At 56.3% G+C, this 24,998-nt stretch carries 24 protein-coding genes; 14 read left to right on the forward strand and 10 right to left on the reverse strand.

What is annotated here, in order from left to right; translation table 11 throughout:
- Positions 1-859 precede the first annotated feature (859 nt).
- Positions 860-1,717, forward strand: a complete 858-nt coding sequence (locus WCO56_19190) for a hypothetical protein (GenBank protein MEI7731705.1) — start codon at positions 860-862, stop codon at positions 1,715-1,717.
- Between the two features lie 54 nt (positions 1,718-1,771).
- A complete protein-coding gene (locus tag WCO56_19195; protein ID MEI7731706.1) occupies positions 1,772-2,242 on the forward strand; it encodes a type II secretion system protein in 471 nt (156 codons plus the stop codon).
- A 5-nt stretch (positions 2,243-2,247) separates the two neighbouring features.
- Here the strand turns inward: WCO56_19195 and WCO56_19200 are convergent, their stop codons facing one another.
- Together WCO56_19200 and WCO56_19205 are read right to left on the reverse strand one after the other, a co-directional pair.
- Entirely contained in the window at positions 2,248-2,727 is a 480-nt protein-coding gene (locus tag WCO56_19200; GenBank protein MEI7731707.1) for a transcription elongation factor GreAB, read from the reverse strand.
- 139 nt (positions 2,728-2,866) lie between these two features.
- Positions 2,867-3,625: a DUF1080 domain-containing protein gene (locus WCO56_19205; GenBank protein MEI7731708.1), complete on the reverse strand. Its 759-nt coding sequence runs from the start codon at positions 3,623-3,625 to the stop codon at positions 2,867-2,869.
- Positions 3,626-3,742: 117 nt separating this feature from the next.
- Between WCO56_19205 and WCO56_19210 the strand changes: the two genes are divergently transcribed.
- The 6 genes from WCO56_19210 (at position 3,743) to WCO56_19235 (ending at position 12,387) form a co-directional block, all read left to right on the forward strand.
- Positions 3,743-4,234 (forward strand): hypothetical protein, encoded by a 492-nt coding sequence (locus WCO56_19210; GenBank protein ID MEI7731709.1) that lies wholly within the window; start codon positions 3,743-3,745, stop codon positions 4,232-4,234.
- Between the two features lie 23 nt (positions 4,235-4,257).
- On the forward strand, positions 4,258-5,646 hold the full coding sequence (locus WCO56_19215; GenBank protein ID MEI7731710.1) for a hypothetical protein: 1,389 nt from the start codon (positions 4,258-4,260) through the stop codon (positions 5,644-5,646).
- Positions 5,647-5,790: 144 nt separating this feature from the next.
- Positions 5,791-6,510: a cytidylate kinase-like family protein gene (locus WCO56_19220; GenBank protein MEI7731711.1), complete on the forward strand. Its 720-nt coding sequence runs from the start codon at positions 5,791-5,793 to the stop codon at positions 6,508-6,510.
- Positions 6,511-6,730: 220 nt separating this feature from the next.
- Positions 6,731-9,058 carry a hypothetical protein gene (locus WCO56_19225; protein ID MEI7731712.1) on the forward strand — a complete coding sequence of 776 codons (2,328 nt, stop codon included), beginning with the start codon at positions 6,731-6,733 and terminating at the stop codon, positions 9,056-9,058.
- A gap of 176 nt (positions 9,059-9,234) precedes the next feature.
- Entirely contained in the window at positions 9,235-11,424 is a 2,190-nt protein-coding gene (locus WCO56_19230; protein ID MEI7731713.1) for an ATP-dependent RecD-like DNA helicase, read from the forward strand.
- Positions 11,425-11,454: 30 nt separating this feature from the next.
- Positions 11,455-12,387 carry a metallophosphoesterase gene (locus tag WCO56_19235; GenBank protein MEI7731714.1) on the forward strand — a complete coding sequence of 311 codons (933 nt, stop codon included), beginning with the start codon at positions 11,455-11,457 and terminating at the stop codon, positions 12,385-12,387.
- A 9-nt stretch (positions 12,388-12,396) separates the two neighbouring features.
- On the opposite strand, the gene WCO56_19240 is transcribed toward WCO56_19235, so the two are convergent.
- The 8 genes from WCO56_19240 to WCO56_19275 form a co-directional block, all read right to left on the reverse strand.
- Positions 12,397-13,104: a BtpA/SgcQ family protein gene (locus tag WCO56_19240; protein MEI7731715.1), complete on the reverse strand. Its 708-nt coding sequence runs from the start codon at positions 13,102-13,104 to the stop codon at positions 12,397-12,399.
- A gap of 144 nt (positions 13,105-13,248) precedes the next feature.
- Positions 13,249-15,195, reverse strand: coding sequence for a VWA domain-containing protein (locus tag WCO56_19245; protein ID MEI7731716.1), 1,947 nt, complete (start codon positions 15,193-15,195; stop codon positions 13,249-13,251).
- Positions 15,192-16,166, reverse strand: a complete 975-nt coding sequence (locus WCO56_19250; GenBank protein ID MEI7731717.1) for a VWA domain-containing protein — start codon at positions 16,164-16,166, stop codon at positions 15,192-15,194. Before WCO56_19250 ends, WCO56_19245 begins: the two co-directional genes overlap by 4 nt.
- Positions 16,167-16,186: 20 nt before the next feature.
- Positions 16,187-16,801, reverse strand: a complete 615-nt coding sequence (locus WCO56_19255) for a hypothetical protein (GenBank protein ID MEI7731718.1) — start codon at positions 16,799-16,801, stop codon at positions 16,187-16,189.
- Positions 16,802-16,808: 7 nt separating this feature from the next.
- Positions 16,809-17,729 (reverse strand): DUF58 domain-containing protein, encoded by a 921-nt coding sequence (locus WCO56_19260; GenBank protein MEI7731719.1) that lies wholly within the window; start codon positions 17,727-17,729, stop codon positions 16,809-16,811.
- Positions 17,726-18,715, reverse strand: a complete 990-nt coding sequence (locus tag WCO56_19265) for a MoxR family ATPase (GenBank protein ID MEI7731720.1) — start codon at positions 18,713-18,715, stop codon at positions 17,726-17,728. The genes WCO56_19260 and WCO56_19265 overlap by 4 nt, the downstream gene beginning before the upstream one ends.
- Before the next feature lie 107 nt (positions 18,716-18,822).
- On the reverse strand, positions 18,823-19,179 hold the full coding sequence (locus tag WCO56_19270) for a hypothetical protein (GenBank protein MEI7731721.1): 357 nt from the start codon (positions 19,177-19,179) through the stop codon (positions 18,823-18,825).
- A gap of 180 nt (positions 19,180-19,359) precedes the next feature.
- Positions 19,360-19,788 carry a hypothetical protein gene (locus WCO56_19275; protein ID MEI7731722.1) on the reverse strand — a complete coding sequence of 143 codons (429 nt, stop codon included), beginning with the start codon at positions 19,786-19,788 and terminating at the stop codon, positions 19,360-19,362.
- Between the two features lie 558 nt (positions 19,789-20,346).
- Here WCO56_19275 and WCO56_19280 point away from each other — a divergent pair.
- The 6 genes from WCO56_19280 to WCO56_19305 all read left to right on the forward strand — a co-directional run bounded on the left by WCO56_19280 (position 20,347) and on the right by WCO56_19305 (position 24,295).
- On the forward strand, positions 20,347-20,592 hold the full coding sequence (locus WCO56_19280; protein MEI7731723.1) for a hypothetical protein: 246 nt from the start codon (positions 20,347-20,349) through the stop codon (positions 20,590-20,592).
- Positions 20,583-21,392, forward strand: coding sequence for a nucleotidyl transferase AbiEii/AbiGii toxin family protein (locus WCO56_19285; GenBank protein ID MEI7731724.1), 810 nt, complete (start codon positions 20,583-20,585; stop codon positions 21,390-21,392). The genes WCO56_19280 and WCO56_19285 overlap by 10 nt, the downstream gene beginning before the upstream one ends.
- A 654-nt stretch (positions 21,393-22,046) precedes the next feature.
- Positions 22,047-22,181: a hypothetical protein gene (locus WCO56_19290; GenBank protein ID MEI7731725.1), complete on the forward strand. Its 135-nt coding sequence runs from the start codon at positions 22,047-22,049 to the stop codon at positions 22,179-22,181.
- 63 nt (positions 22,182-22,244) lie between these two features.
- On the forward strand, positions 22,245-23,273 hold the full coding sequence (locus tag WCO56_19295) for a hypothetical protein (protein MEI7731726.1): 1,029 nt from the start codon (positions 22,245-22,247) through the stop codon (positions 23,271-23,273).
- Positions 23,270-23,497 carry a hypothetical protein gene (locus WCO56_19300; GenBank protein ID MEI7731727.1) on the forward strand — a complete coding sequence of 76 codons (228 nt, stop codon included), beginning with the start codon at positions 23,270-23,272 and terminating at the stop codon, positions 23,495-23,497. Before WCO56_19295 ends, WCO56_19300 begins: the two co-directional genes overlap by 4 nt.
- Positions 23,498-23,593: 96 nt before the next feature.
- Positions 23,594-24,295, forward strand: a complete 702-nt coding sequence (locus tag WCO56_19305) for a hypothetical protein (protein MEI7731728.1) — start codon at positions 23,594-23,596, stop codon at positions 24,293-24,295.
- The last annotated feature ends 703 nt before the right edge of the window (positions 24,296-24,998 follow it).

The raw sequence follows: 24,998 nt of genomic DNA on the forward strand, positions 1-24,998 counted from the left end.
CATTTTTTGTGTTTTTATGAAAACCCTGCCGTTCCCGCCGTCACTGACGCATTACTCCCGCAACGGTTTTCCCATTGACCGGATGCGCTTTCCTGTGGAACGTTTGTGACATGATAATTAACTGGGCACTGGAAACAATGAATGGCAAGTTCATTTGACAATAATGTTAAAAAATGAGCGCCATGCCCATCTTCGCCAATGTTGGGGTACCGATGATTTTCATTCACTGGCCACTCATGCTCCGCGCGCTGGTGCCAGTGATTATTGTGGAAGCACTGCTCATTCGTCGTTGGGTCTCACTCTTCCTTCGTGATGCTTTCATTGGCATTGGAAAGGCGAGTGTCTTTTCGACCCTCGTGGGCGTTCCGTTGGCGTGGCTAGCGATGCTCGCGCTGGCATTTGCGGTGATACTGCCGTTTGGGCTGGCGGCCGATAAGTGGAAGTGGGAATCTGACGGTCCTGTCTGGCAGGTATTGCGATTCCTATTCAGTGTGGCGTGGCTCAGCCCGGATGAGAACTCCTTACATTGGATGGTACCGGCAGCCATTGCGCTGCTGTTGGTGCCGTGTTTTATCTTTCGGTTAGCCTTGAATGCCGCTCCTGCACACAGAGTTGGGCGACCGCGATCCTGCACGTCTTCGTCGCGGGGTGTTCGCTGTCAACCTGGCATCATACGGCTTGCTGTTCATCATAGCTTGTAGCTGGGTTTCTTTTGAGTTGGTCACTAAAGGTCTCCATGTACAGGAAATCCACACCCAACAAGGTGTTCCACCGAATAGCGGACCAACTACACCGCCAGGAAGTTCAAATACTGCGGAGGACCGCCATAGATGAGCGGAACATTATGCGTACTAATTAGATGAACAATCTGTTGAAAACACCGTACTTCGGACTGACGTTGATATCGCTCTGGCTATTGCTCGCACCGGGCGCTCGGTCGCAGGGCGAACCCCATATTGGCTACCTAAATCCCGCCGACGGGCGGCAAGGCACGACGTTCCAGGCGACCATCGGTGGACAAAATCTTTATGCCACCGGTGTCTATGTCTCGGGCACTGGCTTCCCCGTGACCGTCCACGCACTGCGTAAAGATGGATTCACCGGTCCCATCACATTACGATTGAAAGAAGCCCCCAAAGGTTTCACGTTGATCGGCGCCCAGATTCCAGAGAACCAGGATCTGGTGAAATGCACGCTCGACTCCTCGCCGTCGTCCCGCATGGAACCGTTCAGCCTGCACGTCGAAGGCCAGGCCACCATCCAAGGCCGGGAGATCATTCGTTCGGCCTTGCCGGCAGACGATATGATGCAGGCATTCGCCTACCGTCATCTCGTTCCCGCCCAGGAATTGAAGGTGGCGGTCACCGGACGCTTCCAGCCCGGAGCGGCCTCGCAAATTCTCAGCGCGGTGCCCGTCAAGATTACCTCCGGTGGCACCGCCAAACTTCGCTTCAGCCTACCGACTGGCCCACTCGTGAACCAAGTCCAATTCGAGTTAAGCGAACCGCCCGATGGAATCAGCATCACGGAAGCCTCCGCGACGGAGAATTTACTCCAGACCGACGCCGCCAAAATCAAACCCGGTTATAAGGGCAACCTCATCATTCAAGCCTCGGCGGAAGCACCGCTGGCAGCGGGAACGGAAGCGCCACCCGCAAATCGCCGGCACATCTCCCTCGGAGCGCTGCCGGCCATCCCCGTTGAAATAGTACGTTGAATTTGTCCACAGATGTGCTTTATTGTTCTTGTGACGCCGGTGACCAACAGATCGTTGAACGTGTCCAAAACGGACCCGAGCAGACGAGGTTTTACCTTGGTGGAAATCATGATTGTGGTTGCCATCATCGGTTTGCTGGCGGCCATTGCAGTTCCCAACTTCGTCAAGGCACGTAAATCCGCTCAAAACGTCGCTTTTGTGAAAAGCATCAAAACCTTTGCGGATGCCTTTACTTTGTATAGTTTGGAAAATCGCCAGTATCCACCCGACACCACACCCTCCGTGGTTCCGCCGGGGATGGCCCCTTATTTGAACGTGACTTTATGGCAGGGCACCACGCCGATCGGCGGCCAGTGGGACTGGGACAACGGGCAATTCGGTTTCAAGGCGGGGGTGTCCGTCTATCAACCCACTGCCGATGCCACCCAGATGCAGGAAATTGATCGCTTACTGGATGATGGGAATCTGGGCACCGGTCTATTCCGGGCGCGTTCAGACGGCTATATCTTTATGATTGAGCCGTAATTCGGTTACTCCACGGTTACCACTCGGTATTGATTGCGGAGACCCGCCAGCTTAAGCAGCAGCAAGTCCCCTTGTTGTTTACCGATAAGCTGCTCCCCGAGGGGAGATTGCGGGGTGATCACCATCACTTCCCGTTTTTCGTGCACCACCTCCGTGCCGCCAGCGCGGGGGGCGATGAAATGTACCGTTCGTTCCCCTTTGAATTCCAGCTCCACGAGCGCCGCCAGATCAATCGGCTCGCTTTTCCCAAACGCGCGGAGGTCCAGCTTTTCAAACGTAGCAATGGAAGACTGAATCTCGGCGGCTTGCCGGGATTGACCGCGTGCTAGGTATGAGGCTTCCAATCCGCGGGTGTCATACTTGTTCTCGGCCTTGCTCTGTTCATGCGTGGCCTCCGCGTGCGCCGCCCGGGCCGCCTTGAAATACACTTCCAATTCGTCCGTCAGATGCTTGATGATCTTTTTGACCAGGGTTTGCTTGTTCATGATATGAACCGGGTGGTTGCCTCGCATCGTCTAGCCAACGAATCGCGCAACGATGCCGGATGGCGCGCGGCACAAAATGACCGCTATCTTCGTGACGAAAACCGGGCTGCCGCCGGGACTTGTGGTCTGAGGTGGGAGATTATTTTTCCGATAGGACACGGAGCTTGACGTTGCGAAACGCGACGCGGTTGCCATGGTCCTGCAAGAGGATGTGGCCGGTGGGCAATTCACCAAACCCGGGCCATTTGACGTATTTGCTGATGGCGACCAAATCCCGGAATTCTTTGGAGCCGCGTTCATATTCGACAGTCTTCTGGCCGTTCAGCCAATACTCGACATGTTTGCCTTGCGATAGAATGCGGGCCTGGTTCCACTCCCCGATGGGATTGACTTTTTTGCTGGCGGGCGCCGGGATCAAGTCGTAGAGCGAACCCATGGTGCGATTGCCATTGCGGCCCAGCTTCGCATCGGGGTGCCTGGCATCGTCCAAAATCTGGAATTCCAGGCCGATGGAAGAGCCTGGTCCTTTGTTCAATTCCGGGTCCACAAAAATTTTGATGCCGCTGTTGGCGCCTTCGGTAATTTTGAAATCCACCAACAGTTCAAAGTTGGCGAATTTTTCTTTGGTAATAATGTCCCCGCCCTCCGCCGATTCCTGGCCACCCGAGGCGTCCACCCACAATAAACCATCCTTGATCGCCCAGCCTTTTTCGGGAAATTTATCGCGCCGCGCACTCCGCCAGCCCTCGGTGGTTTGGCCATCCCACAGCAGCCGCCAGCCCTCGGCCTTCTCTTGCGCAGTCAAGGTGTTGGGGGCCGCACTTTTTTCACCCGTCATGGCGCATCCCGCCAGGCCAAAAACCGCGATCATCAAACAAGCGTGTTGTGTCAATTTCATAATGTCGTTTTATCGTGGGCTCAACCTTAGCTCGTTTTCCCTCAACCGCCAATCAGGATTTATGAAAAACGGTTACTCCAGGCTGGCATTTTTTCCGGGGTTGCCTATTTTTGGGTCATGCGTTTTAAGAACTGGATCATGTTCGTTGCGGTTTCCGCCGGGTTGACAGGCTGCGCGTCGTTGCAGGAAACGATGACCCTGCCGACGGTGGGACCGGACACTCCCGGCAACTCCTTTATGAATGTTGGGCAACTGATGGTGTATTCCGCGACCATTTCGGGGGATAGCCGTCTCATCTGGCATCATCCGCACACCAGCTACACTATTTATGATGCGGACGGCCAGAAACTGAGATTGGTGATGAATCATGTTGGCATAGACGACCCTGTCCCCTCCTTGGAGACCTTGCATGCCGGGCAATATGCTGTGGTCGCGCAATCCGATGTTTACGGTAAAGTGCGCGTGCCGGTAGCCATCCAGGGCGGGCGCTTGACGCGGGTTTTCCTTGAACGTGGCGGGATGCCCAAATCCGACCGCGAAAACCGCACCAACTTTGTCACCTTTCCCAATGGCGACGTGATCGGTATCCGCGCCGACCTCAAGAAGTAAACGAAGCGAAGCATCATCAATCTATGAGTCAGAAACAAGTTCACGCTTGCGTCCTTGCTGGAATCTCGGTGCTGGTGGCCGGCACGATTGGGATTGCGGGGGCTCCCGCGCCCAAGCCGAAACGGCCCGCGCCACAGATGAGTTTCATTGATAACGGCGTCATCAAGCTCGGAGTGGATTTGAGCTTGGGCGGCGCCATTACCTACCTTTCCCCCTCCGGCACGGATGCCAACCTCATCAACAACGCCGATTATGGACGCCAAATCCAGATGTCGTATTATTCCGGTCCCAATCCGTACATTGTCGGGACCAATGTGCCGCATGAACATTGGAAAGGGCTGGGGTGGAACCCGATTCAGACTGGCGATGTCAGCCTGACGCCATCCAAAGTGATCGCCCACACCAATGATGGAAAAAAACTGTATATCAAATGCATCCCCATGCATTGGCCGCTGACCAACGTGCCGGGCGAATGCACGTTTGAATCCTGGGTGGAGTTGGATGGTCCCGTGGCACACGCACGCTGCCGTTTGAATAACGCGCGGCCAGATCGCACCCAGTATCGTGGCCGGCACCAGGAATGTCCCGCCGTCTATGTCAATGGGCCTTTCTACCGGTTGATGACATATAGTGGCGAGCAGCCGTTCTCGGGCGCGCCACTGACGCGCATTGAGAAGAAGCCCGAAGAAAAAGGTCCTTGGGCCAGTTGGTTGGCCACGGAGAATTGGGCGGCCATGGTGAATGATCAGGAGTGGGGTCTGGGGGTGTTCAACCCAGGGGCGGTACGGTTCATCGGTGGTTTTGCCGGGAAGCCGGGCAAGGGCGGTTCGTTGGATGGCCCCACGTGTTACATCGCGCCCATCCGGAGTGAGATTCTTGATTACAATATTCAGCACGACTATCGGTATGATCTGGTGTTGGGTACGCTCGCGGATATTCGCAAATACGTGTACGCCCAACCACACCCAACCGCACCGCCTGCCTACCGTTTTACCAATGACCGCCAAGGCTGGTATTACGTCAACGCGGTGGATGCCGGTTGGCCGATTACGGGGGAATTAAACATCACCCTGGCTCAGGCTGGACCGCAGTTGCTTGGGCCGGAAGGCTTCTGGCCCGCCGCCCAGGCACCCGTGCTGCTGATTGAAGCTGCCGCCAAAACGACGCAACCCAACGGGCGGATATATTGGCGGACATTTGAGGCGCGCGGATTTGACGCCAAAAAATCCGTACCCTTTGCCGTCACCCCGAATGGTCAATTTCATACCTACCGACTAAACCTGGCCAGTCAGACGAATTATACCGGCATCATCACCCAACTACGCATTGATCCGGGCTGCAAAGCCAACTCAGGGGATTGGATTCGAATCAAATCCATCCAGTTCGGCAGCGTTACGAGCGGGGGAAAATAGCCGCGATTATTTCATCGCAGCAGGTTCTGATTGATTTTTTTCGTCTGCGGGTTTATAGTATGGTTACAAAGCCACGGTGGGCCTCCGAATGAGGGGGCAACCGTTAAGGCGAGTTAACCTTGGGAAGGAGCGAGTGGAAGAAGTATGAATGAAAACATTTCATTAAGCCAGTGCGTAAGCTATATTGACTGCCAACTGGGGCTGGCCTGCCCCGGCAAACCACGTGCGCAAGCAGCCCGATTGCGTGCCAATCCTTCGATCACCATCTCCCGGCAGACCGGCGCGGGTGGCACGTCGGTGGCCTGCCTGCTGGCGGATTACCTCCAAAAGCACGGCCCAAAGCCGGCCTGCCCCTGGACGGTATTCGACAAGAACCTGATGGAAAAGGTGCTGGCGGATCACAATCTGCCCACTCGTTTGGCGCAATATCTGCCGGAGGACAAGAAATCCATGATTGCCGATATCATGGAGGAGTTGCTGGGGCTGCATCCGCCCTCTTATACGCTGCAGCGCCAGACGACCGAAACCATTCTGCAACTGGCGGATCTGGGCAACGTCATCCTGGTTGGCCGCGGTGCCCACGTCATCACCAGCCGGTTGGAGAACGTATTGCATGTGCGACTGGTGGCCCCGTTGGAGACCCGGGTGCAACGCATTCAAACCACGCAACAGTTATCCCAGCGGGCGGCCCGCGAATTCGTTCAGCACACGGACCAGGGCCGGACGCGTTATCTTAAAAAACATTTCCAGGCCGACATTGACGACCCGTTGTTATATCACTTGGTCATCAATACGGACTGGCTGACCCATGAGGAAACCGCCAAACTGATCGGGGACACGGTGTTGAAAAAATATTATCCGTAAAGTTGCTTTCCACGATTGTATTTGCGGTATCTCGGGAACGATCATATACCGATAATTTCTTGGCTGTGCGGCGTTAAAAAACCAGTTCAAACGCGGTCATGGAGAACTGTTACCCATGGGCAGGCTGGGCGAGACATTTGACAGCGCACTTTTCAAACGTTTTTTACTGAAATTCAGAAATCACTTTGGTAAACATAACGCCCAGGAAAACATAACGTGCATGGAATGGTTTCTGATGATCAATTTTTTCCTAAATCGCCGCGTTGTCTTGGTCGCAACGATCCTTGTCGCCTTGTCCGGCCTGATCGGGCAGGGCAGGGCGGGAACGTTTGTTGCCGTGCAGTCTGCTTCCTGGCATTTACCCACCACTTGGTCGCCGGTTGGGCCGCCGGGGACCAACGATACCGCCATTAACAACGGGCAGATACTCACGCTGAGTGATCCGGTGACGATTGCCGCCCTCGAATTGGCTGGGGGACGCATTACCGGCGGTGCGCTGACCCTTACGGAGGGTGGACATTGGACCGGCGGTGATCTGCTGACGCCGCTGTTGGTGTATGCCAACGCCACGTTATGGTTGGAAGGTCCGACCACGCTTGTACTCGGGGCGACGCTGACCAATTTGGGGACGATTTATTCCACGAATCAGATGATACTTCAGTTCAATTCCGGCGTCCGACTGATGAATCTGGGACGGTTCGAACTGGCTGGCCGGGGTACCTTTCAATGCCCGAGTGCCGCCACCAAACCGCGTTTTTTTAATCTGGGAACCTTCCGCAAGGGACCGGAGCCGGACACGGTTTTGTTTGCCGCGACGGATGGTGTGGAATTTCATAATTCCGGGCGGGTGGAAGCTTTGGGCGGGGTCTTGCGCTGGAATGGCGGCAGTTTCCACACGAATGCAACGTTCGTGGCCTCACCGGGGGCGCGCCTGGAGTGGAACAAGAACGGGCATCGCATTTCCGGGCAGTGCCGGTTTGATGGCGGTGGACGGTTTGTGCTGGCGGATGCGGTTACGTTCGATGCCGCCCAATGTCGGGTAACCAACGGGGTGCTGGCGTGTGAAGGCTCGGGAGCGCAACTGCTCGGCGAGGCGGAGGTGTTGGCCACCGGTTCGGGAGCATCGTGGGAATGGTCCGCCGGACGCGTTGCGGGCACCCTGACGTTGGGCGACGGTCTGACCGTCCGGATGACGGGTGATACAGAAAAAACCTTGAGCGGCGGCACTCTGACGAACCGGGGGATGCTGACGTGGAGCGGCAGCGGCGATTTCGCCGGGTATTCGGGTGCGCGCTTCGTGAACCTTGGGCAGATGGAAGTCCAGAACGATGCCCGGATATACTGCCCATTCGGTGGCGATGGCGTGCCAATCTTTATCAATGCGGGAACGTTCCGAAAAAATGGCGGTAGCGGCAGCACGTTGTTGGCCAATCTCAATGGCGGGTGGCAGTGGTTAAACCGGGGCGTTTTGGAAGTAACCAGCGGATTGGTGCAACTGGATTGCCCGGCTACCCTGGAGAGTGGCACGCGGATTGCCGGTCCCGGTTTGCTGCGGATCAGCAGCTTGGCGGTAACCAATTTGGGGCGGTGTGTGCTTACCAACCAAGGTTGGCTGGAGTTGTCCAATGGCGTCTGGCACGGGACCGGATCGGTGGCGGGGACGGGAACGTTCGGCTGGTGCAGCGGAAGTCTTGGTGGCCGGCAATTATTCGAGGCTGGTTGCCAGTTTTTCATTCGGTCTGGTGCGGCAAAAAACCTCGAAGCCGGAACGCGGTTGGAGTTGGCTGGTACGACATGGTGGACGAACGCGGCGGATATCACGGTGGGGAGCGGGGCAACCATTACGAATCGGGGCTGGTTAGAGGTCAGCGGCAGCGGAAGTTGGTATGCGACGGGCGCGGCGGCGAGTTTCGTCAACAACGGGAGATGGCACAAGAGCGGCACGGGCACGCTGGCTTTCACGTCTGCCGGGGCGGTGGGTTGGATGCTGGTGAATAATGGCTTATGGGAGGTGGAGCAGGGCAATCTGGATGCCAGCCAGGCGCAGGTGATGTTCGGTCCGGATTCGCAATTGCATTTCCGGTGGGGCGGAACCAATTACCCGGCGGATTATGGGCACCTGACTTTGGGCGATGGCGTGATCTTGGGCGGGAACTTGCAAGTATCTTTCAAAAATGGCTGGCTGCCACCGGCCGGGACGGGTTTTGATACCATGGTTTTTGGGAGCAGCACCGGCCGGTTTGGAACGGTGACGCTGGCAGGGGGGAGCGCCTGTGATTGGCGGGTGCGACAGGAACCCACGCGCCTGCGGGTTGAAACGCTGCCCGGCACACGGGTGCGGCCAGTGTCCCGATTGGGTGAGCAAGGATGGCAGTTGCGGCTGGATGGACCGGCGGGGACGCGGGTGGCGGTGGAAGCTTCCACGGACCTGACTGGGTGGACGGTGGTATGCACGAATGAAACATTTGCTGGCGCCCTGGAGTTTATGGATAGCCAATCGGCGGCATGCGGAAAACGGTTTTACCGGGTGAAAGTGAGGGAACCATGAACGCGTCTCTGGCGAGTACTCCGCCGCTGACCCGCGATTTTTTCAGTCCGGGAAGGCTCAGTGAGCGGAGCGGCGATTAGCGCGTTTCTACGGGCGCTGATTCGCCAAGCCCCGGTTCGATTATTCGCCAGCCGGGAAATGACATTTTTCAAGGCAGCTTGAACACAACCACACCAATGGCACCGGACAATCTGACCGGCCTGATCGAACGCGTGACGTTTTTCAACGAGGAAAACGGCTTTGCGGTCCTCAAGGTCAAGGTGCGCGGACAACGCGACCTGGTCACGGTGCTGGGCAATTTACCCACCGTCTCCCCCGGTGAATGGCTCACCGCGCATGGACGCTGGACCCGGAACCGCGAGCATGGCCTGCAATTTACCGGAGATACACTCTCCTGCAGCGCTCCCACCACCCACGAGGGGATCGAGAAATATCTGGGCAGCGGCATGGTCAAGGGTATCGGTCCCATCTATGCCGCCAAGCTGGTCGAGAAATTCGGCGAGAAGATATTCGACATCATCGAGCACCAATCGGCGCGGCTGGAGGAAATCGAGGGGATTGGCCCCAAGCGCCGCCACCAGATCAAGGGTGCCTGGGCGGAACAGAAAATCATCCGGGAGATCATGGTGTTCCTGCATTCGCACGGGGTCAGCACCAGCCGGGCGGTGCGCATTTACAAAACCTACGGTGAAGCCGCGATTGAACAAGTCAGCGCCAATCCCTACGCCTTGGCGCGGGACATCCCCGGCATCGGTTTCAAGACGGCAGACCAAATCGGGCAGAAACTCGGCATCCCGCATGATTCCGTGCTGCGCTGCGGTGCCGGCCTGGCGCATGTGCTGCAAACGGCGATGGACGACGGGCATTGCGCGTTGCCGGTGGGGTACCTGAAAGATCAGGCTGGCAAACTGCTGCTGGTGCAGGAACCTGCCATCAACGCGGCTTTGGAGCGAACGCTGCTCCAGAAGGAATTGGTGTTCTCGGTCGTAGAGGGGGAATCGTATGCGTATTTGCCCCGCCTCAAGCGGGCCGAGGAAGGCATTGCTTCCCGAATTCTGGCGCTCTGCCGGGGGGAATCCAACTATCCACCCATTGAATTCGACAAGGCGCTGGCGTGGTGCGAGGGCCGGTTGAACCGGCAATTGGCCCCCAGCCAGCGCGAGGCCTTGCGCCAAGCCCTGACCCGTCGTGTACTCATCATTACCGGTGGCCCGGGCGTCGGCAAAACCACGCTGGTCAACGCCATCTTGAAAATTCTCCAGGCCAAGCGGTTGCGCTGCCTGTTGTGCGCGCCCACCGGACGCGCCGCCAAACGATTGACCGAAACCACCGGGCTGGAGGCCAAAACCATCCATCGGTTGCTCGAAGTCACGCCCAACTCCGGTGGCTTCGCGCGCACTGAGCGCAACCCGCTCGAATGCGATCTGCTGGTTGTGGATGAATGTTCCATGGTGGACACGCCGCTGATGCACTCGGTGCTGCGCGCCTTGCCGGAAAACGCAAGCCTCCTGCTGGTGGGCGATGTGGATCAACTTCCTTCGGTCGGCCCCGGCATGGTGCTCGCCCATTTGATTCAAAGCGGGCAAGTGCCGGCGGCGCGGCTCACCGAAGTTTTTCGTCAAGCCGCCGGCAGCCACATCATCACCAACGCCCACCGCATCAACCAGGGCCAGATGCCCGAGTTGCCGGAGCGCGAGGTGACGTCCGACTTCTACTTTGTCGAACGGGAAACACCCGAGCAGACCGCCACCCTGCTGCTGGACATGGTGCGCAACCGCATTCCCGCCAAATTCAAACTCGATCCGTTGCGGGACATTCAGGTGCTCAGCCCCATGAACCGCGGCTCGCTGGGCGTCCGCGAGCTGAACACCGCGCTGCAAAACGCGCTCAATCCACGCCGCGAGCACGAGCCCTTCGTGGAAAAATTCGGCTGGCAATTCCGCCTGCGCGACAAGGTCATTCAGACGGAGAACGATTACGACAAGGACGTGTTCAACGGGGACATCGGCCAGATCACGCGCCTGGATGCCATGGAACAGGAACTCACGGTGCGTTACGATATGCGCGAGGTGGTGTACGCGTTTGGCGAATTGGACGAACTGGCCCCGGCCTACGCCATTACGATTCATAAATCGCAAGGCTCGGAATTTCCCGCCGTCGTCATCCCCCTGGCGATGCAGCAATACCTGCTGCTGCAACGGAACCTGATTTACACGGGGATCACCCGGGGCAAAAAGCTGGTGGTGCTCCTTGGCCAGCGCAAGGCCCTGGGCATGGCTGTCCACAATAACAAAACCCAGCAACGTTTCTCCGGTCTGCTGGCCCTGTTGCGCAGCCAGGAACCTCGGAATCTGGTGCAGGTTTGACTTTTCCCGTGTAAAAAAACATTCTTCGTCATGATTAAGCGCAAAATAAGAACAGCCGCATTTCAAACGTGGTTGCTGGCAGTCTGCTTGGCGGTGATCTGCGTGGGCACGACCCGCGCCCAGGAAAGCGTCACCATCGCGGTTACCGGCGATGTTTATACGCCTGGCGCCAAAATTGTCTCGGATGCCATTCTCCATCATCCCTCCGTTGCGGCGGTGTTGCTGGCTGGCGACACCTGCAATACCTGGCGGACACCGTTGAAAAGTTACAAGGCTTTGTACCAGGGCACTTATGACCGATTTATGGACAAAATTTATCCGTGCCCGGGAAACCATGATGCCTATAACTCCCCCGCCTTCGGTCCCTACGGAGAATTCTGGGGGCGCGCGGCGCACATGCCGCAGATGTATTACAGCTTTGACCTGGGTGGTTGGCATATCGTCAGCCTCGACAGCGTGACCCTGGTCAAGGGCGGAAAACCAGCGGACGCCCAACTGCAATGGTTGAAGCAAGATCTGGCTGCCAAGCCTCAAACACCGGTGCTGGCTTTTTGGCATTACCCACTCTTTTCAAACGCCAAGCATCGCGGCAACCCCAAGGTCAAACCATATTGGGATATCCTTTATGCGCATGGTCCGGCCCTCATCATCAACGGACACAACCATGTGTACGAACGGTATGGCCCGCTTGATCCCGATGGCCAGGCGGTACCCGAGACGAAAGGGCTCCAGGAATTTTCCGTCAGTCCGGGGGGGGCCAAGCCAGTCACCAAGGAATCCACGCCCAAAGGGCTACCGTCGAAGAAATTCCACGGCGATGCCTACCATGTCGGTTATTTTACGCTTGATGCCGGTGGCGGGTTCCGCTATCGCATCCAAGCCATCTCCAGTAAGGGGATAATGACCGTCGTGGACGATGGCGTGGGCAATCTTATGGGCGGCCCCAGTCCGAGCGGGCATTGACGCCGTGTCTCACCCTCTAACAACTTCCATCAACTGTGACACCTTGTCTGCATCGAGTTGGCTGAAACTTTTCGAAATACCTGTGGCGACCAGAAAACAGTCGGCGTAGGGCAAATAGTCGCCGACATTTTCCGGAGTAATTCCGCTGGCAATTGCCAGCGGAGAATCCCCGATGGCATCCTTCATGACTCGAATTTTGTCCACCTCTGCGGCACTTCCTGTTCCTGGCCCACTGGTAGTGACCACGTCCATGTACTGGGTCGCCAGGCGTGATACCGTGGCCAGCTTATCCTGCGGAACCACATTTTGATATTTGAACGCCACCCCGCCAAAATACAGCCCCGACCAGCCCGAAGCACGGCGGGCCTTCAGGATGGCTTCAGCGGCCTTTTGCACTGCGGCCTCGTGGTCTATCATGGCATTGTCCACCCATAGACCGGCCACCGCCTTGGGCAGCAGCGGGAATAGTTGGGTCTGCTTGAAGGTGTACCCCAAACAGTTCAAGCCCACCCACCAATCCGCATATTCCTGATGCACGTTTTTAAACAGGTCCAGCAACTCTTCATCGGAAATCCCATGATTGATAAGAAATACGCCATCGCAACCAGCCTGACGTGCCAGGGCCATGTTGCGTAGTGTCAGCCGGGCGTTTTCCACATGAATAACCGGCAACACCACATGTTTGCTTGTAAACTGGCTCCGATATGTTGAGGGCATAGTAATATTTTTTTAACTGCAGCGGGTTATGCGTTTAAAGCGGAAATCTGAAGGCCGAAACCAGAGGAAGACGGAACCCGTTGTCTGATTTCAAAGGGTTTTCTGTGGTTTATTTTTCGGTGTTTATTCGCCATGCAGATTCACTCACCAGTTCTTAAACGTTCCGGTGGGTTTACGCGGTTTGGTTTCGCTTTCCGGCGGGACAAAGATAAGGGGGCGCTCCTCAACTTTGCTGGCTTCGAGCAGTTGTTTGACTTGTTCCGGACTCATCTGCATGGCGACGGCCTGCGCTTGCTGTGCGGCCTGCTTATCCTCGGGTTTGTCTTTTTTATCTCCTGATTTGTCTTTATTGGCTTGTTGCTGATCAGCCTGTTTTTTTTGCTCCTGCTGTTTCTGGGCCTGCTCTTGTTCTTTTTTCTGTTGTTCCTGCTTTTGCTGCTCTTCCTTCTGCTTGTCCTGCTCGGATTTGGATTGTTGCTGATTTTTTTTCTGTTGGTCTTGTTGTTGCTTGGATTGATCCTGTTTCTGTTGGTCCTGCTTATCCTGTTTATCCTGTTTATCCTGTTTGTCTTTGTCCTGATCCGATTGCTGGTCTTGCTTCTGCTCCTGCTGTTGCTTCTCCAACTCTTCGAGCTGCTTTTTGACAAATTCGTAATTGTGCTGCGCCTCGGAGTCTTTGGAATTCAGGCGCATGGCCAAGGCGTATTGGTTGGTGGCAGACTGCCAGTTTTCCTTTTTCGCCTTCATGTCCGAGGCGCCTTCCCCCAAGCGATACAGCGCATTGCCGCCATTGTAATAGGCGTTTTGTTGCAACGCCAGATTCTCCGGGGAGGCGGTGGCGGCACTGAAGGATTTCACCGCCGTTTCAAAGTCGCCCGCCTGATATGCCGCCGCCCCGAGATTGTAGTGCAGGCGGGCATCCTCAGGTTTCTTAACCAGCAGCCGCTGATATTCGTCCCGGGCTGCTTTGTAACGGCCACGATCATAATGCTGTTTGGCCAGGGCAGGGGAACCGGTGTCGCCCATGGCCGGCCATGCCAGGAACAACAGAAGCATGGCTGCCACGGATTTGGCGTCCGTCAATTTGACTTTGCCCGCAGCGCCCCGGGCTGGCAGGAGCGCTTCAATCACCAGTAACAGCAGCGCGACGGCCAGCGGCCAATGGTAGCGTTCGTAAAACTGTTTGATGACGCGGGCGGAGTGTTCGCTACGCGGCAAGGGAGCCAGGCCTTTTTCATACAGCACATCCATGGTACGCGCGCCGGTCAGGTGCAGGTAGAACCCGCCGCCCGCCTTCGCGAGTTGTTGCAGCAGCCCTTCATTCAATTTGGAGACGATGACTTTGCCCGCGTCGTCTTTCATGGGTTCGCGACGTCCCGCGCCATCCGTGACGCGCAGCACTTCTCCCTCCGGGCTGCCAATGCCGACCGTAAAGATTTTCACGCCGTCCTGGGCGGCGGCTTGCGCGGCTTCGAGCGAGCCTTCCTCGTGATCCTCGCCATCGGTGAAGATGATCAGGACCTTATGACTGTCGCCGGCGTTGGTGAAGGCTTTGCGGGTGGCATCAATGGCCTCGGCCAGGGCGGTGCCGCCTTGGGGCATGATATTCACATCCAGCGCGTTGATGCTTTGCCGGAAGGCCCCTTCGTCCAGGGTCAACGGGCATTGCAGGAACGCCGTGCCGGCAAACGTCACCAGGCCCAAGCGGTCGCTCTTGGATTGCTGCATGAGGTCCATCGCCGCGAGCTTGGCGCGTTCCAAACGATTCGGTTTGATGTCCTCGGCGAGCATGCTCTTGGAAGTGTCAATGGCCACGATGATGTCCAGGCCGCGTTGTTTCACTTCCTCCCAATGAAAGCCCCATTGCGGGCGGGCGGCGGCCAAAATAATGAAAAACGCGGCGCCGAGCAGGAGGTACGAACGGAGTTTTTGCCGGGCGGGCGAAAAACCCACCGTCAACGAATCCAACAGGTGACAACTGATGAATTGGGTCAGGGCTTGCTGACGCTGGCGCACGGCACGCCACAGGAACCAGCCCAGCAAGGGCAACAGCAGGCAAAGCCAGAGAACATGGGGCGTGGCAAATTTCATGGTAACCTCCGCAGTACCGTGTTGGCCAGGAGCAGTTCGAGCAGCAATAAACCCAGACCGCCAAGGGCGAACCAGTGCGCCAATTCTGTGTGGCGGGCGACTTTCTTCACGTTGATCTCCGTTTTTTCCATCCGGTCAATCTCCTGGTAAATGTCCCGGAATTTCTCGGCGTTATCCGCGCGATAATATTGGCCGCCAGTGCGGTCGGCGATCTGCTTCAAGGTATCCTCGTCAATATCCACCGGCACCATTTGGTAGCCCATTTGGCCGAAGATATTGCGGACGGGCATGGGGGCTTGCCCACGGGTGCCGATGCCGATGGTATAAACCTTGATGCCCAAGGCTTTGGCGGCGTCGGCTGCTGTCAGCGGCGCGACCTTGCCGGCGTTGTTCTGGCCATCGGTCATCAGGATGACAATTCTGCTTTTTGATTTAACGTCTTCCAGGCGGTTCAAGGAGACCATCAGCGCCGAGCCAATCGCGGTGCCGTCCTCCTGGATGGTGCCTTGTTGCAGGCGCGACAGGTTTTGCTGGAGGAAATCATGGTCCAACGTCAGCGGCGAGGCGACGTATGCCCGGGCGGCAAAGGCCACCAAGCCAATGCGGTCGCTGGTGCGTTTGGCGATGAATTTGCTGAGCACCTCTTTGAGCATGGCGATGCGGCTCAGGCGCTTGCCTTTGATCTCGAAGTCTTCGGCAATCATGCTGCCGGAAAGATCGGCGGCGACGACAATATCCACGCCGCTGGCCGAGACGCTGGTTTCGGTATGGGTGAGGCGCGGTTGGGCCAGGGCCAGGATCAGCACGCCCAGCACCAGCCAGCGCAAGTTCGCCAGCAGTGCCCCGGCGGAAGCCCGGCTGGCTGCGTGATCGGGCTTTACCATGTCCACCGAGGAATAGACAAACGCCACCGCGCGCCCCTGCCGCCCCTTGAGCCACGCCAACAGCGGCAGCGCCAGCAATAACAACAAAAAATATGGACAGCCAAAGGTCATGAAGATGGCGTGGTGGGCAGTGGTGGTGGCGGCGGGTTGGCGGGGACAGCAGGCGTTGAAACCGCCTCATACGCGGTCTCATCCACCAGCCGCAAGGCGGTTTCCAGCAGTTCCCGCAACGTGAGTTCGGTGGGCTCAAACCGGGCAAACTTAACCAAGTCGCATTGTTGCAGGAAATCGGTGAGGCATTCCTTTTGCGCTTTGGTCAGCACCTCGGTGCGCTGCAAATCCTGGAGGAACTCTTCCGTGGTGCGTTCCGGGGCGCGCAATTGGAAGCGCTCCTCCAAGTAAACGCGCAACGCATCGGAGACGGCGCTGCAAAACTGGCGCGGGTCGCTGAGATAACGCAGGGCGGCCTCCAGGCGGCGTTTGGCGCGGACGTGTGGCGGTTCCACGGGCGGCGGGGTTTCCGCTCGTTTCGTGAGCCAGCGGTAGAAGTAATAACCGCCCACTCCCAGCGCGGCCAGCACGGCCAAGGTGCCCAGCGTCCACCAAAGCCATTCCCAACCCGTGGGAATGAACACCGGCGGGCGGATGGGCAGCAACTCGTTCGTGGTCACGGTGGACACGGGCGAGGCGGGGACGATCAGTGCTGAATTGGTGAGCGCCATGGGCGGATTAGCCTCTCATCCTCCGCTTTTCCCGCGTCTCAAAGAAACGCCCCAGCGCGGCGTCATACGGCAGATCGGTGCGCAGGCGGATCATGTCAATGCGGGCGGAGCGCAGGGATTTTTCCAGGTCCGTCTGCATTTGCGCGCGGCGCTCGGCAAACCGGGTGCGCGTGCGGGCGTCGTTGGTGTTGACCACCACCACTTCCCCGGTCTCCGCGTCCTCCAGCACCAGGCGGCCCAGCTTGGGCAACTCATATTCATGCGGGTCGGTGATTTGCACGCAGACCACGTCGTGCCGGCGATTGGCCTGGCGCAACGCCAGACTGGGCGGACGCCCGCCCTTGGGGCCCGGCGTGCTGAAATTCTCCATCAACAAATCCGAAATGACCACCGTGATGGCGCGGTGGGGTGTGACCCGGTTGAAGAAATCCATCGCGCCGCAAAGGTTGGTGCCCTTGCGTTTGGGTTCGTAAAAGAGAATCTCACGGATAACGCGGAGGACGTGGCGGCGGCCTTTGCGCGGCGGGACGAAATGCTCGACCTCATCCGTGAACAGGATCAGCCCCACTTTGTCGTTGTTGCGGATGGCGGAGAACGCCAGCACAGAGGCGATTTCCGCCGCGAGTTCCCGCTTGGATTGCTGCGCCGAGCCAAAGACGCCGGAACCGCTCGCGTCCACCACCAGCATCAGCGTGAGTTCGCGCTCCTCGACAAACTTCTTGATGAACGGATGATTCATGCGGGCGGTGACATTCCAATCAATCGCCCGCACCTCATCCCCCGGCTGGTATTCGCGCACCTCCTCGAAGTTCATCCCCTGGCCTTTGAAAACACTGTGGTATTGTCCCCCCAGGGTTTCCGTGACCAACCGGTTTGTGCGCAGCTCAATCCGCCGGATCTTCTTCAATATTTCGCGCGGGATCATCATGGCACCGGCAGTTCATCGAATATCTTCTGGATGACGGTTTCGCTGGTCTTCTCCTCCGCCTCCGCCTCGTAGGTCACCGCGACCCGGTGGCGCAGCACATCCATGCCGATGGTTTTGACATCCTGCGGGGTGACATAGCCGCGCCCGCGCAGAAACGCGTGGGCTTTGGCGGCGAGCGTCAGCGCAATCGTCGCGCGCGGCGAAGCCCCCAGTTGGATCATGCCCTGCAGTTGGATTTTATACTTGGACGGATCGCGCGTGCAGCAGACCAGGTCCACAATATAATCCTTCACCTTGTCATCCACGTAAATCTCATTGATCACCTTGCGCGCGGCGAGGATTTGCTTGGGCTCCACCACGGCTTTGGCGGCGGGCAAATCGCTGGTGCGGGCCATCAAGTCCAGAATCTGGCGTTCCTCCTCGCGGCTGGGATACCCAATCTTTAACTTCAGCATGAAGCGGTCCACCTGGGCTTCCGGCAGCGGGTAGGTGCCCTCCTGTTCAATGGGGTTCTGCGTGGCCAGCACCAGGAACGGCTCCTCCAGCTTATACGTTTGCTCGCCGATGGTGACCTGCTTCTCCTGCATCGCCTCCAACAACGCGCTTTGCACCTTGGCGGGCGCCCGGTTGATTTCATCCGCCAGCACCAGATTGGCAAAGACCGGCCCCTTGCGGGTGGTGAACCCGCCGGTCTGGGGATTATAAATCTGGGTGCCGACGACATCCGCCGGCAGCATGTCGGGCGTGAACTGAAGCCGCGAGAACTTCACATTCAGGCACGACGACAGCGTCTTGACCGATAGCGTCTTGGCCAGCCCCGGCACGCCTTCCAGCAGCACGTGGCCATTGGCCAGCAACCCCACCACCAGGCGCTCCACCAGGTACGTCTGGCCGACGATTACCCGCCCCATTTCGGTAAACAGCGGCCTGACAAACGCGGAGGCCTGCTGCACTTCATTGTTTATTGCACTTATGCCCGTATTCATGTTCGTAAAATCCTAACGCCAAATGGACACCAAAACCAGCAAAAGTGTTCAAAAACACCCTTTGCACAGTCGAGACGGCAGACCGGCAGCCGGGTTGTTGGGCCAAGTCATACACGATCCTCAGCACGGTCAGGCCACATCGTGAGGCCAGCCGCCGCAGAACCTACGAAGGCAAACGCAGCGCCCAGGGAAACAATCCAGCACGGAAAGTAGCGATGGGCATACACGATGCCCGTCGGCCCATCCACGACACTGAACCAGTCAATCTTCATCTCGCTCATCCGCCCGGTCGTCTCGTCAACCTCCGTGTACCACTTGATGTTCGGGTAAGTCAGGAAGGAAATGTCCCGGTCGCGAACCCCATCGGCCACGAACGGCCAAATGGCACGGCCGTAGCCGACCAGCCACGATGCCGATACGACAACGCTTACTAAACAGAGAATCGCTAGGAGTGATCGTCGCATGCAGTATTGGCCTAACAGTATTCTTGAACGAACATTTCGTTCGTGGTTTCCGGTGGCCAGTTGGTTTTCATGGTGCCGACCATCCCTAAAAAGGCCCCTCGGGTCAATGCGAAACGGCTGTTGGCACGATCCCGGCGTTGCCTGCAGCCGGTTTGTTCGGCCAGAGCGACGGCTCGCCTCTCATCTCGGCTCTCCATAGAATCTGCGCCATAACAACCAGAGCAGAATGCTTCCGGCCACAATCTCCGCCAGATAAATGCCCGAGCTCAAATGGAAGAATGCGTCCTTCAGAAACAGAAGCGTATGCTTTCCGTCTTTCTCCATCAGGTCCTCCACCCCGCTATGGCCGACAATCCAGGTCGAAATACCAACCTCCGCCCATGTGACGAACATGAGTGACGCAATGAGCAACCCGCCCAGCAGCATGATGGTGGCTTCCTTTTTCATGGCGCATAGGGTGTGGCCGAACAGTATTCCTGAACGAACATTTCGTTCGTGGTTTCCGGTGGCCAGTTGGTTTTCATGGTGCCGACCATCCCTAAAAAGGCCCCTCGGGTCAATGCGAAACGGCATTGCCTCAGCATCTCTGGCACCCGCTTCGGGGTGCATGCGTCTTTTCTCTGCGGTGGACCGCATGGGGTGGCAGGGCCGAAGGCCCGACATGTGATAGCCCGGGCTGAAGGCCCGGGAATACGTTCCCCGCCAACCGCTCCGCCCTGTATGGGCGGCACCATCGTTGCGGGCGACAATCATGGAACTGAACATCCCGCCCTTTCAGGGCGGCGGCAATAAGGTGGTTCCTCGTTTCCTTGGGGCTTCACCCCAAGCTATCACATCACGGGCTTTCAGCCCGGCGCTGTCTGTGCGGGATCGGGGCATGACCTCCGGAAAGCCGCCCAATAAACCCAACTGCACCCAGAATGGGTGCCAGAACTGTACTTTAACATCCCGCCATTAAAGCCGGGCCCATCGTTTTTTTGGCGCTTTTCGAGGCTTTTTGCGTAAGTGACTGTAAATTAGCCGGATGAACATTAAAATTTGAAAAATTCCCGCCAAATTTTGCCAAATGGGCGAGGCCATTTCCCAAGCCGCTGGGGCCGGGAGGCACCGATAACGAAAAACCGGGCGGTGTGTCCCGCCCGGTTTGGACGCCCAATAACAAGCATCATGAGCCTGCTTGAAAAGGATCCGGGAATGAGTTACTCTCTGGCGATGGACACGACGGATGAAGCCAAGAGTAATCGCCGGCTGGAATTAGCACAGCGGGCATACCAGGATTTTTATGCGCAGTGTTTTTGGTCGTACCGTCGGGATTTGAAAATCACCGAGGAGGACATTCCCTTTGTCATCCGCGAGTTGCGTCTAAATGGCGGCCACAAAGGCTACCGAATTGTTGCTGAATTATGCCCATAGGCCCATTTGAAAGTGAAGTGCTGCATACGCTGGCCAGCCAACGCAACCCGGACAGTTACATTGGCGGGGCCACCGTTTTGCATCAATCACCGGATTCACCGCGTAGCTCGGCAGACATTGATGTCTTCCATGATACCGTTGATGCGGTGCAGCGCGCTGTAACCACTGACCTAAAGACGCTTCAGGGGGCGGGCTATTGCGTGGAGGTGACTAGTCAGCAGGAGTCTTTTTGCCGTGCGATTGTGACCAAGGGCGAGCTGGCTACCAAACTGGAATGGGTTCAAGATAGCGCCTTTCGCTTTTTTCCGGTGGAACCAGATGTGGAGATGGGCTGGCGATTGAATTTTTGGGATGCGGCCACCAATAAAATACTGGCCTTTGGTTCCAGGGAAAAATTGCGAGACTGGGTGGATGTCATGTATTTGCATAATCGGCACTTACCCGTGGGAGCCTTGGTTTGGGCGGCAGCGGGAAAGGATGCCGGGCTTACCCCCGAGCTTTTATTGGATAGCGCCAAGCGGTTCAGTCAATTTTCCATTCAAGCGGCGGATTGGAATCGGTTGCAAATGTCCCCTCCTGGAGACCCTGTCCGCTTCAAACAGCAGTTTCTTCAGGCTATCGCCGCCGCAGAGATGCTGATCGCCAAGCTGCCGCCGGCGGAAATGGGGTGCCTCTACTTGGGTCCGGATGGAAAACCCGTTTGCCCCGATCCAGAGCAAAGTGACTTTAAGCGACTGACACGTCATTTCGGAAGCATCAAAGGGGCTTGGCCAAGGATTGTAGGTAGCCCCATGAGATAATGCGATGACTTGATCCCGCCGCCCCGCTTCTCCGTTCGAGGCTGGGTGGCAGTTCTGGAGTGCCTCGTGCGCTCCACCGCCCCGGTCGGCGGCGGTCGCTCACCCTTGTCGTTTAGCCCCATAACAACGCCTCATGGATTGTCCGGAGAGGCATTGCTTCGGAATCTCTGGCACCCGCTTCGGGGTGCATCACACTTCTGCGGTTTACCGGTGGTCGCGCCCCGTGCCCCTCGCGCCCGGCTACTATCTGCCAATCCTATCGGATTGGGGAAATCCAATCCCCCGTTTGTTTGGGCGGCGGCGGGTGGTGCGAAGAAACAATTCTGAAGGAATTGCGTCACCAAAGGCCAAGGTTGAATCGGTAAGGGGATAAGGGGCCGATTCTACCTTGGTTGCGCCGCTTACCGTGATCGGGCAACCCTGAAAGCGGTTGCGGCAAGAGGCTGTCCGCCAAAACGCCAATCGCTCGGGTCAACTCATCCCAGCATTGACCCGGCGCGCCCGTTTCCCTTACTCTCGCTCCATGGTCAAGCAAGCGAAGTCAAAGAACTCCACCGAAGCTGCCCCGGAAACCCCGGCGGCGAACCAGCCTGCCGGTCGGCCTTCCGCGCTCGGGATACCCGCGTCATCTATTGCGGCGATAACCTGGAACAGTTGCGCAAGCTGCCCGATCAGTGCGTGGACCTCATCTACATTGACCCGCCGTTCAACTCCAACCGCAACTACGAAGTCTTTTGGGGCGAGACCAAGGAGAAGCGCGCCTTCGAGGACCGCCATGATAGTCCGTAATTACATATTAGTTCATGCTTGGTCTGATCTTCAGAAAGAATAAGCCACCATCAATTCACAAAAATGTTCAATTCAAAATTTAGGACAGCTGAAGTAACACAACTTTATGAAGACGTTAGGGAATGGTGCCATCCTGAATATCCATTACTAGACCCTCTCTATTCTTCCGGCTCTAATATGCCGGTAGTTGATTTCACACCCTATGTCGCCGCCTGGCTTCGGACCGGCCGATATGAAGCGATTAATGAGTTATGGAGCATGTTAACGTGCCAAAGTGACGCCTCGGCCTATATGCTCAAACAAGTCCTAGCAGCCCGTTTGCCATCATGGATCATGCTATCCGAAACGGCAAAATATGAATTACACGCCATCTACATCCTTTCAATGCGTGCACATATGTGCGGCGGGCAAGGTGCAGTATTCGTTGGAAGCTTGTTAGCGACAACAACAGTGGCTAGCCGCCAGTTAGAGATTGCTCCCGCTTATCATGAGGAGCTACTGCGTGTCATACAGTCTGAAATTACCAAAGAGTCGTTTCTCGGGGCTCAATTTGGTCGGGCTAAGGGTGCTAAATGCTCGTTAGAAAAGGCCATGTCCCCTCTGGCTGCTGCAGAAACAGCAGCCGAGAAGTTAAAAGTTGTTCCGCCAATGGTTCGGGCTGTTGTTTATGATTATCTCGTCCGCAATTGGGGGCAGGGAACACTGCGCTTCAATTTGTACTATGATGACCGACTTTATGGCTGTGGAGTTAAATGGAATCAACACTACACTGAATGGCTGGATTTCTTCTGCCCACCAACCCAAATTACTCAAGTGCCACAGGCAGTTACGAAGGACATACTTCGAGAAGCCTTATTGCAAGAAGGCATTTCATTCAAGAAAACCGCCAGTAAACAAGCGATGGTTGAGCAGGCAAATGGCATTGCCGGATTTCTTCCAGCATTAGTAGCACGAGTTTGCCCCGAAAAACAAGAACTGCGACCTGAGTGGGTTGAACCAGTAAAAGTGTGGGCTGAACGCGTGAAATACTGTGAACCGATTGGGGCTGCATTACTTAAACTTCTCGCGTTAAGCGCGATGAAATTCAAATGATGACTATGGACATTGATGGCCGTATCTTCCCTGCCGGTGCTGCACCGCAACGACGGGGCAAAACCACCGGGGAGTTTGAATTCATGGACGGCTGGTACGCTACCCAAGTGAAGCAAAAGGATAAGGAGAGTCGTCCGAATATTGACACCTTCTTCCAAGACCGGCAAAATCACTTGACGGTGAAGGAAATTCCGGAAGAACACCTGGCGAAGAAACTGGCATGAAGCCATTAAACAAATTCAAGTTGATCATCCAGCGTGAGGTTAAGCAGCGCGGGAAAAAAGCTATTCGTTTTAAAACTATTTTAGGAGACCGTAAATATGCCCGATGAAGCAACAGTTCCATCCAATGCTTCGGTTTGTACTCGCTGCCGATGGCATGGTTGGCCGGTAGAGGACGAAGGCCGAAGAAATTATTCCGGCTGGAGCATTGGCAAACGTGGCGTGCGGTATGGATTTGGCACGAGCCGAAGGGCTAAAGTAAAACTTGTCTGCGCATCATGTGGTAGCGGGTCATTGGTTGAGGCTGGTTCTCCGCGTGGTATAGAGTTGTTGGCAAAAGAAGGGTATAAAGTCGGACGAATGCAATTACGCATAGGATGCTCTGGTTTATTGGTACCAGGTATTATCATGGTGGTTCTTGCGCACACTGCAATCAATTCATGCAACCCAACGTCTTCGACATCACAAGTAACCAAACCAGCTTCAACCTTGAATGTGCCGCAAGTTAAGACCGTACAACCTGAAACACCTGCTCCAAAAAACAATACCCCGTCCAACCTAGATCCAGCGCCGGTTGTCAAAGATCCAGGTTTGGAGGCGCGAACCGTTCAATGGCTGATCCATGAGGCGGATAATGGCATATCACATGCCCAATATAGCTTGGGGATACGTTATCTAAAAGGAGACGGAGTGCCACAGGATGATTTGATTGGGCTAAAGTATTTAGGCTTGGCGGCTGAACAAAAAAATGCACAGGCTAAAGATGCATTGGAAAAGTATTCTAAAGGAATAAAGCCTTGAACGGCATGGAGGATTTTATGGCCGGAGGCGGAGTAACGTATATGTTGGCTTGGACTTCTAAAGATCTCATTCGGCGCTGGGGTGCCAGAGTTTACTTTAACGCCTGCCATTAAAGCTGGAAAACCCTGTTTTTTGATGTTTTTGGCGGTTTTTGCGTAAGTGCCTTATTTTCAGGACGTAACCTACATGGGTTTGGCGGGAAAATAGGTTCAACCGGCCCAAAACCACCAAAAAACGTCAAAAATCCATGTGGGTTTTGTCCAATCCGCCCTGGGCTTGAGCCAATCCGACCTAGGATTGGCTCAGACCCACCTGTTTATGTGTCAAACCATAGCATTCGTTTTTCTCTAGCCGGGATTGTTCATGTTCCAGATTCCTGCCACCCCAACTCCCTGGCTACAAGGCTCCTATCTTCTTCAGTTCTATTTTTCTGCCCGTAAATATTTTTGCCATGTCCGGCTTCCCATTTTTATGCCAGTTCATTTTTCTGCAAAAGCTTCCTGTTCTGGGTTCGGCCTTCGGCCTTCGGATTTGTTCGTTGTTCGCGTCAATTGGCGTGCATTCGCGGGCCACGTCTTCGGCGGTCAAAGAATTGTGATAAAAATTCATTTCATCACAAAAATATCACATTTTGTGATGAAAAATGCGTTCATCAGTAGAGTAGAGAGGGCGGACGGATTGAAGAGGCCCGCAGGCCAATGAC

Source organism: Verrucomicrobiota bacterium (assembly GCA_037139415.1).
Classification (GTDB): Bacteria; Verrucomicrobiota; Verrucomicrobiia; order Limisphaerales; family Fontisphaeraceae; genus JBAXGN01.

Coding starts and splice junctions, on each gene's coding strand:
- WCO56_19225 (MEI7731712.1), top strand. CDS start 6,731: ATGGAATGGTTTCTGATGATCAATTTTTTCCTAAATCGCCGCGTTGTC.
- WCO56_19295 (MEI7731726.1), top strand. CDS start 22,245: ATGTTCAATTCAAAATTTAGGACAGCTGAAGTAACACAACTTTATGAA.
- WCO56_19260 (MEI7731719.1), bottom strand. CDS start 17,729: ATGATGATCCCGCGCGAAATATTGAAGAAGATCCGGCGGATTGAGCTG.
- WCO56_19270 (MEI7731721.1), bottom strand. CDS start 19,179: ATGCGACGATCACTCCTAGCGATTCTCTGTTTAGTAAGCGTTGTCGTA.
- WCO56_19200 (MEI7731707.1), bottom strand. CDS start 2,727: ATGAACAAGCAAACCCTGGTCAAAAAGATCATCAAGCATCTGACGGAC.
- WCO56_19255 (MEI7731718.1), bottom strand. CDS start 16,801: ATGGCGCTCACCAATTCAGCACTGATCGTCCCCGCCTCGCCCGTGTCC.
- WCO56_19240 (MEI7731715.1), bottom strand. CDS start 13,104: ATGCCCTCAACATATCGGAGCCAGTTTACAAGCAAACATGTGGTGTTG.
- WCO56_19190 (MEI7731705.1), top strand. CDS start 860: ATGAACAATCTGTTGAAAACACCGTACTTCGGACTGACGTTGATATCG.
- WCO56_19280 (MEI7731723.1), top strand. CDS start 20,347: ATGAGCCTGCTTGAAAAGGATCCGGGAATGAGTTACTCTCTGGCGATG.
- WCO56_19265 (MEI7731720.1), bottom strand. CDS start 18,715: ATGAATACGGGCATAAGTGCAATAAACAATGAAGTGCAGCAGGCCTCC.
- WCO56_19235 (MEI7731714.1), top strand. CDS start 11,455: ATGATTAAGCGCAAAATAAGAACAGCCGCATTTCAAACGTGGTTGCTG.
- WCO56_19215 (MEI7731710.1), top strand. CDS start 4,258: ATGAGTCAGAAACAAGTTCACGCTTGCGTCCTTGCTGGAATCTCGGTG.
- WCO56_19220 (MEI7731711.1), top strand. CDS start 5,791: ATGAATGAAAACATTTCATTAAGCCAGTGCGTAAGCTATATTGACTGC.
- WCO56_19230 (MEI7731713.1), top strand. CDS start 9,235: ATGGCACCGGACAATCTGACCGGCCTGATCGAACGCGTGACGTTTTTC.
- WCO56_19285 (MEI7731724.1), top strand. CDS start 20,583: ATGCCCATAGGCCCATTTGAAAGTGAAGTGCTGCATACGCTGGCCAGC.
- WCO56_19205 (MEI7731708.1), bottom strand. CDS start 3,625: ATGAAATTGACACAACACGCTTGTTTGATGATCGCGGTTTTTGGCCTG.
- WCO56_19210 (MEI7731709.1), top strand. CDS start 3,743: ATGCGTTTTAAGAACTGGATCATGTTCGTTGCGGTTTCCGCCGGGTTG.
- WCO56_19275 (MEI7731722.1), bottom strand. CDS start 19,788: ATGCACCCCGAAGCGGGTGCCAGAGATGCTGAGGCAATGCCGTTTCGC.
- WCO56_19300 (MEI7731727.1), top strand. CDS start 23,270: ATGATGACTATGGACATTGATGGCCGTATCTTCCCTGCCGGTGCTGCA.
- WCO56_19245 (MEI7731716.1), bottom strand. CDS start 15,195: ATGAAATTTGCCACGCCCCATGTTCTCTGGCTTTGCCTGCTGTTGCCC.
- WCO56_19305 (MEI7731728.1), top strand. CDS start 23,594: ATGCCCGATGAAGCAACAGTTCCATCCAATGCTTCGGTTTGTACTCGC.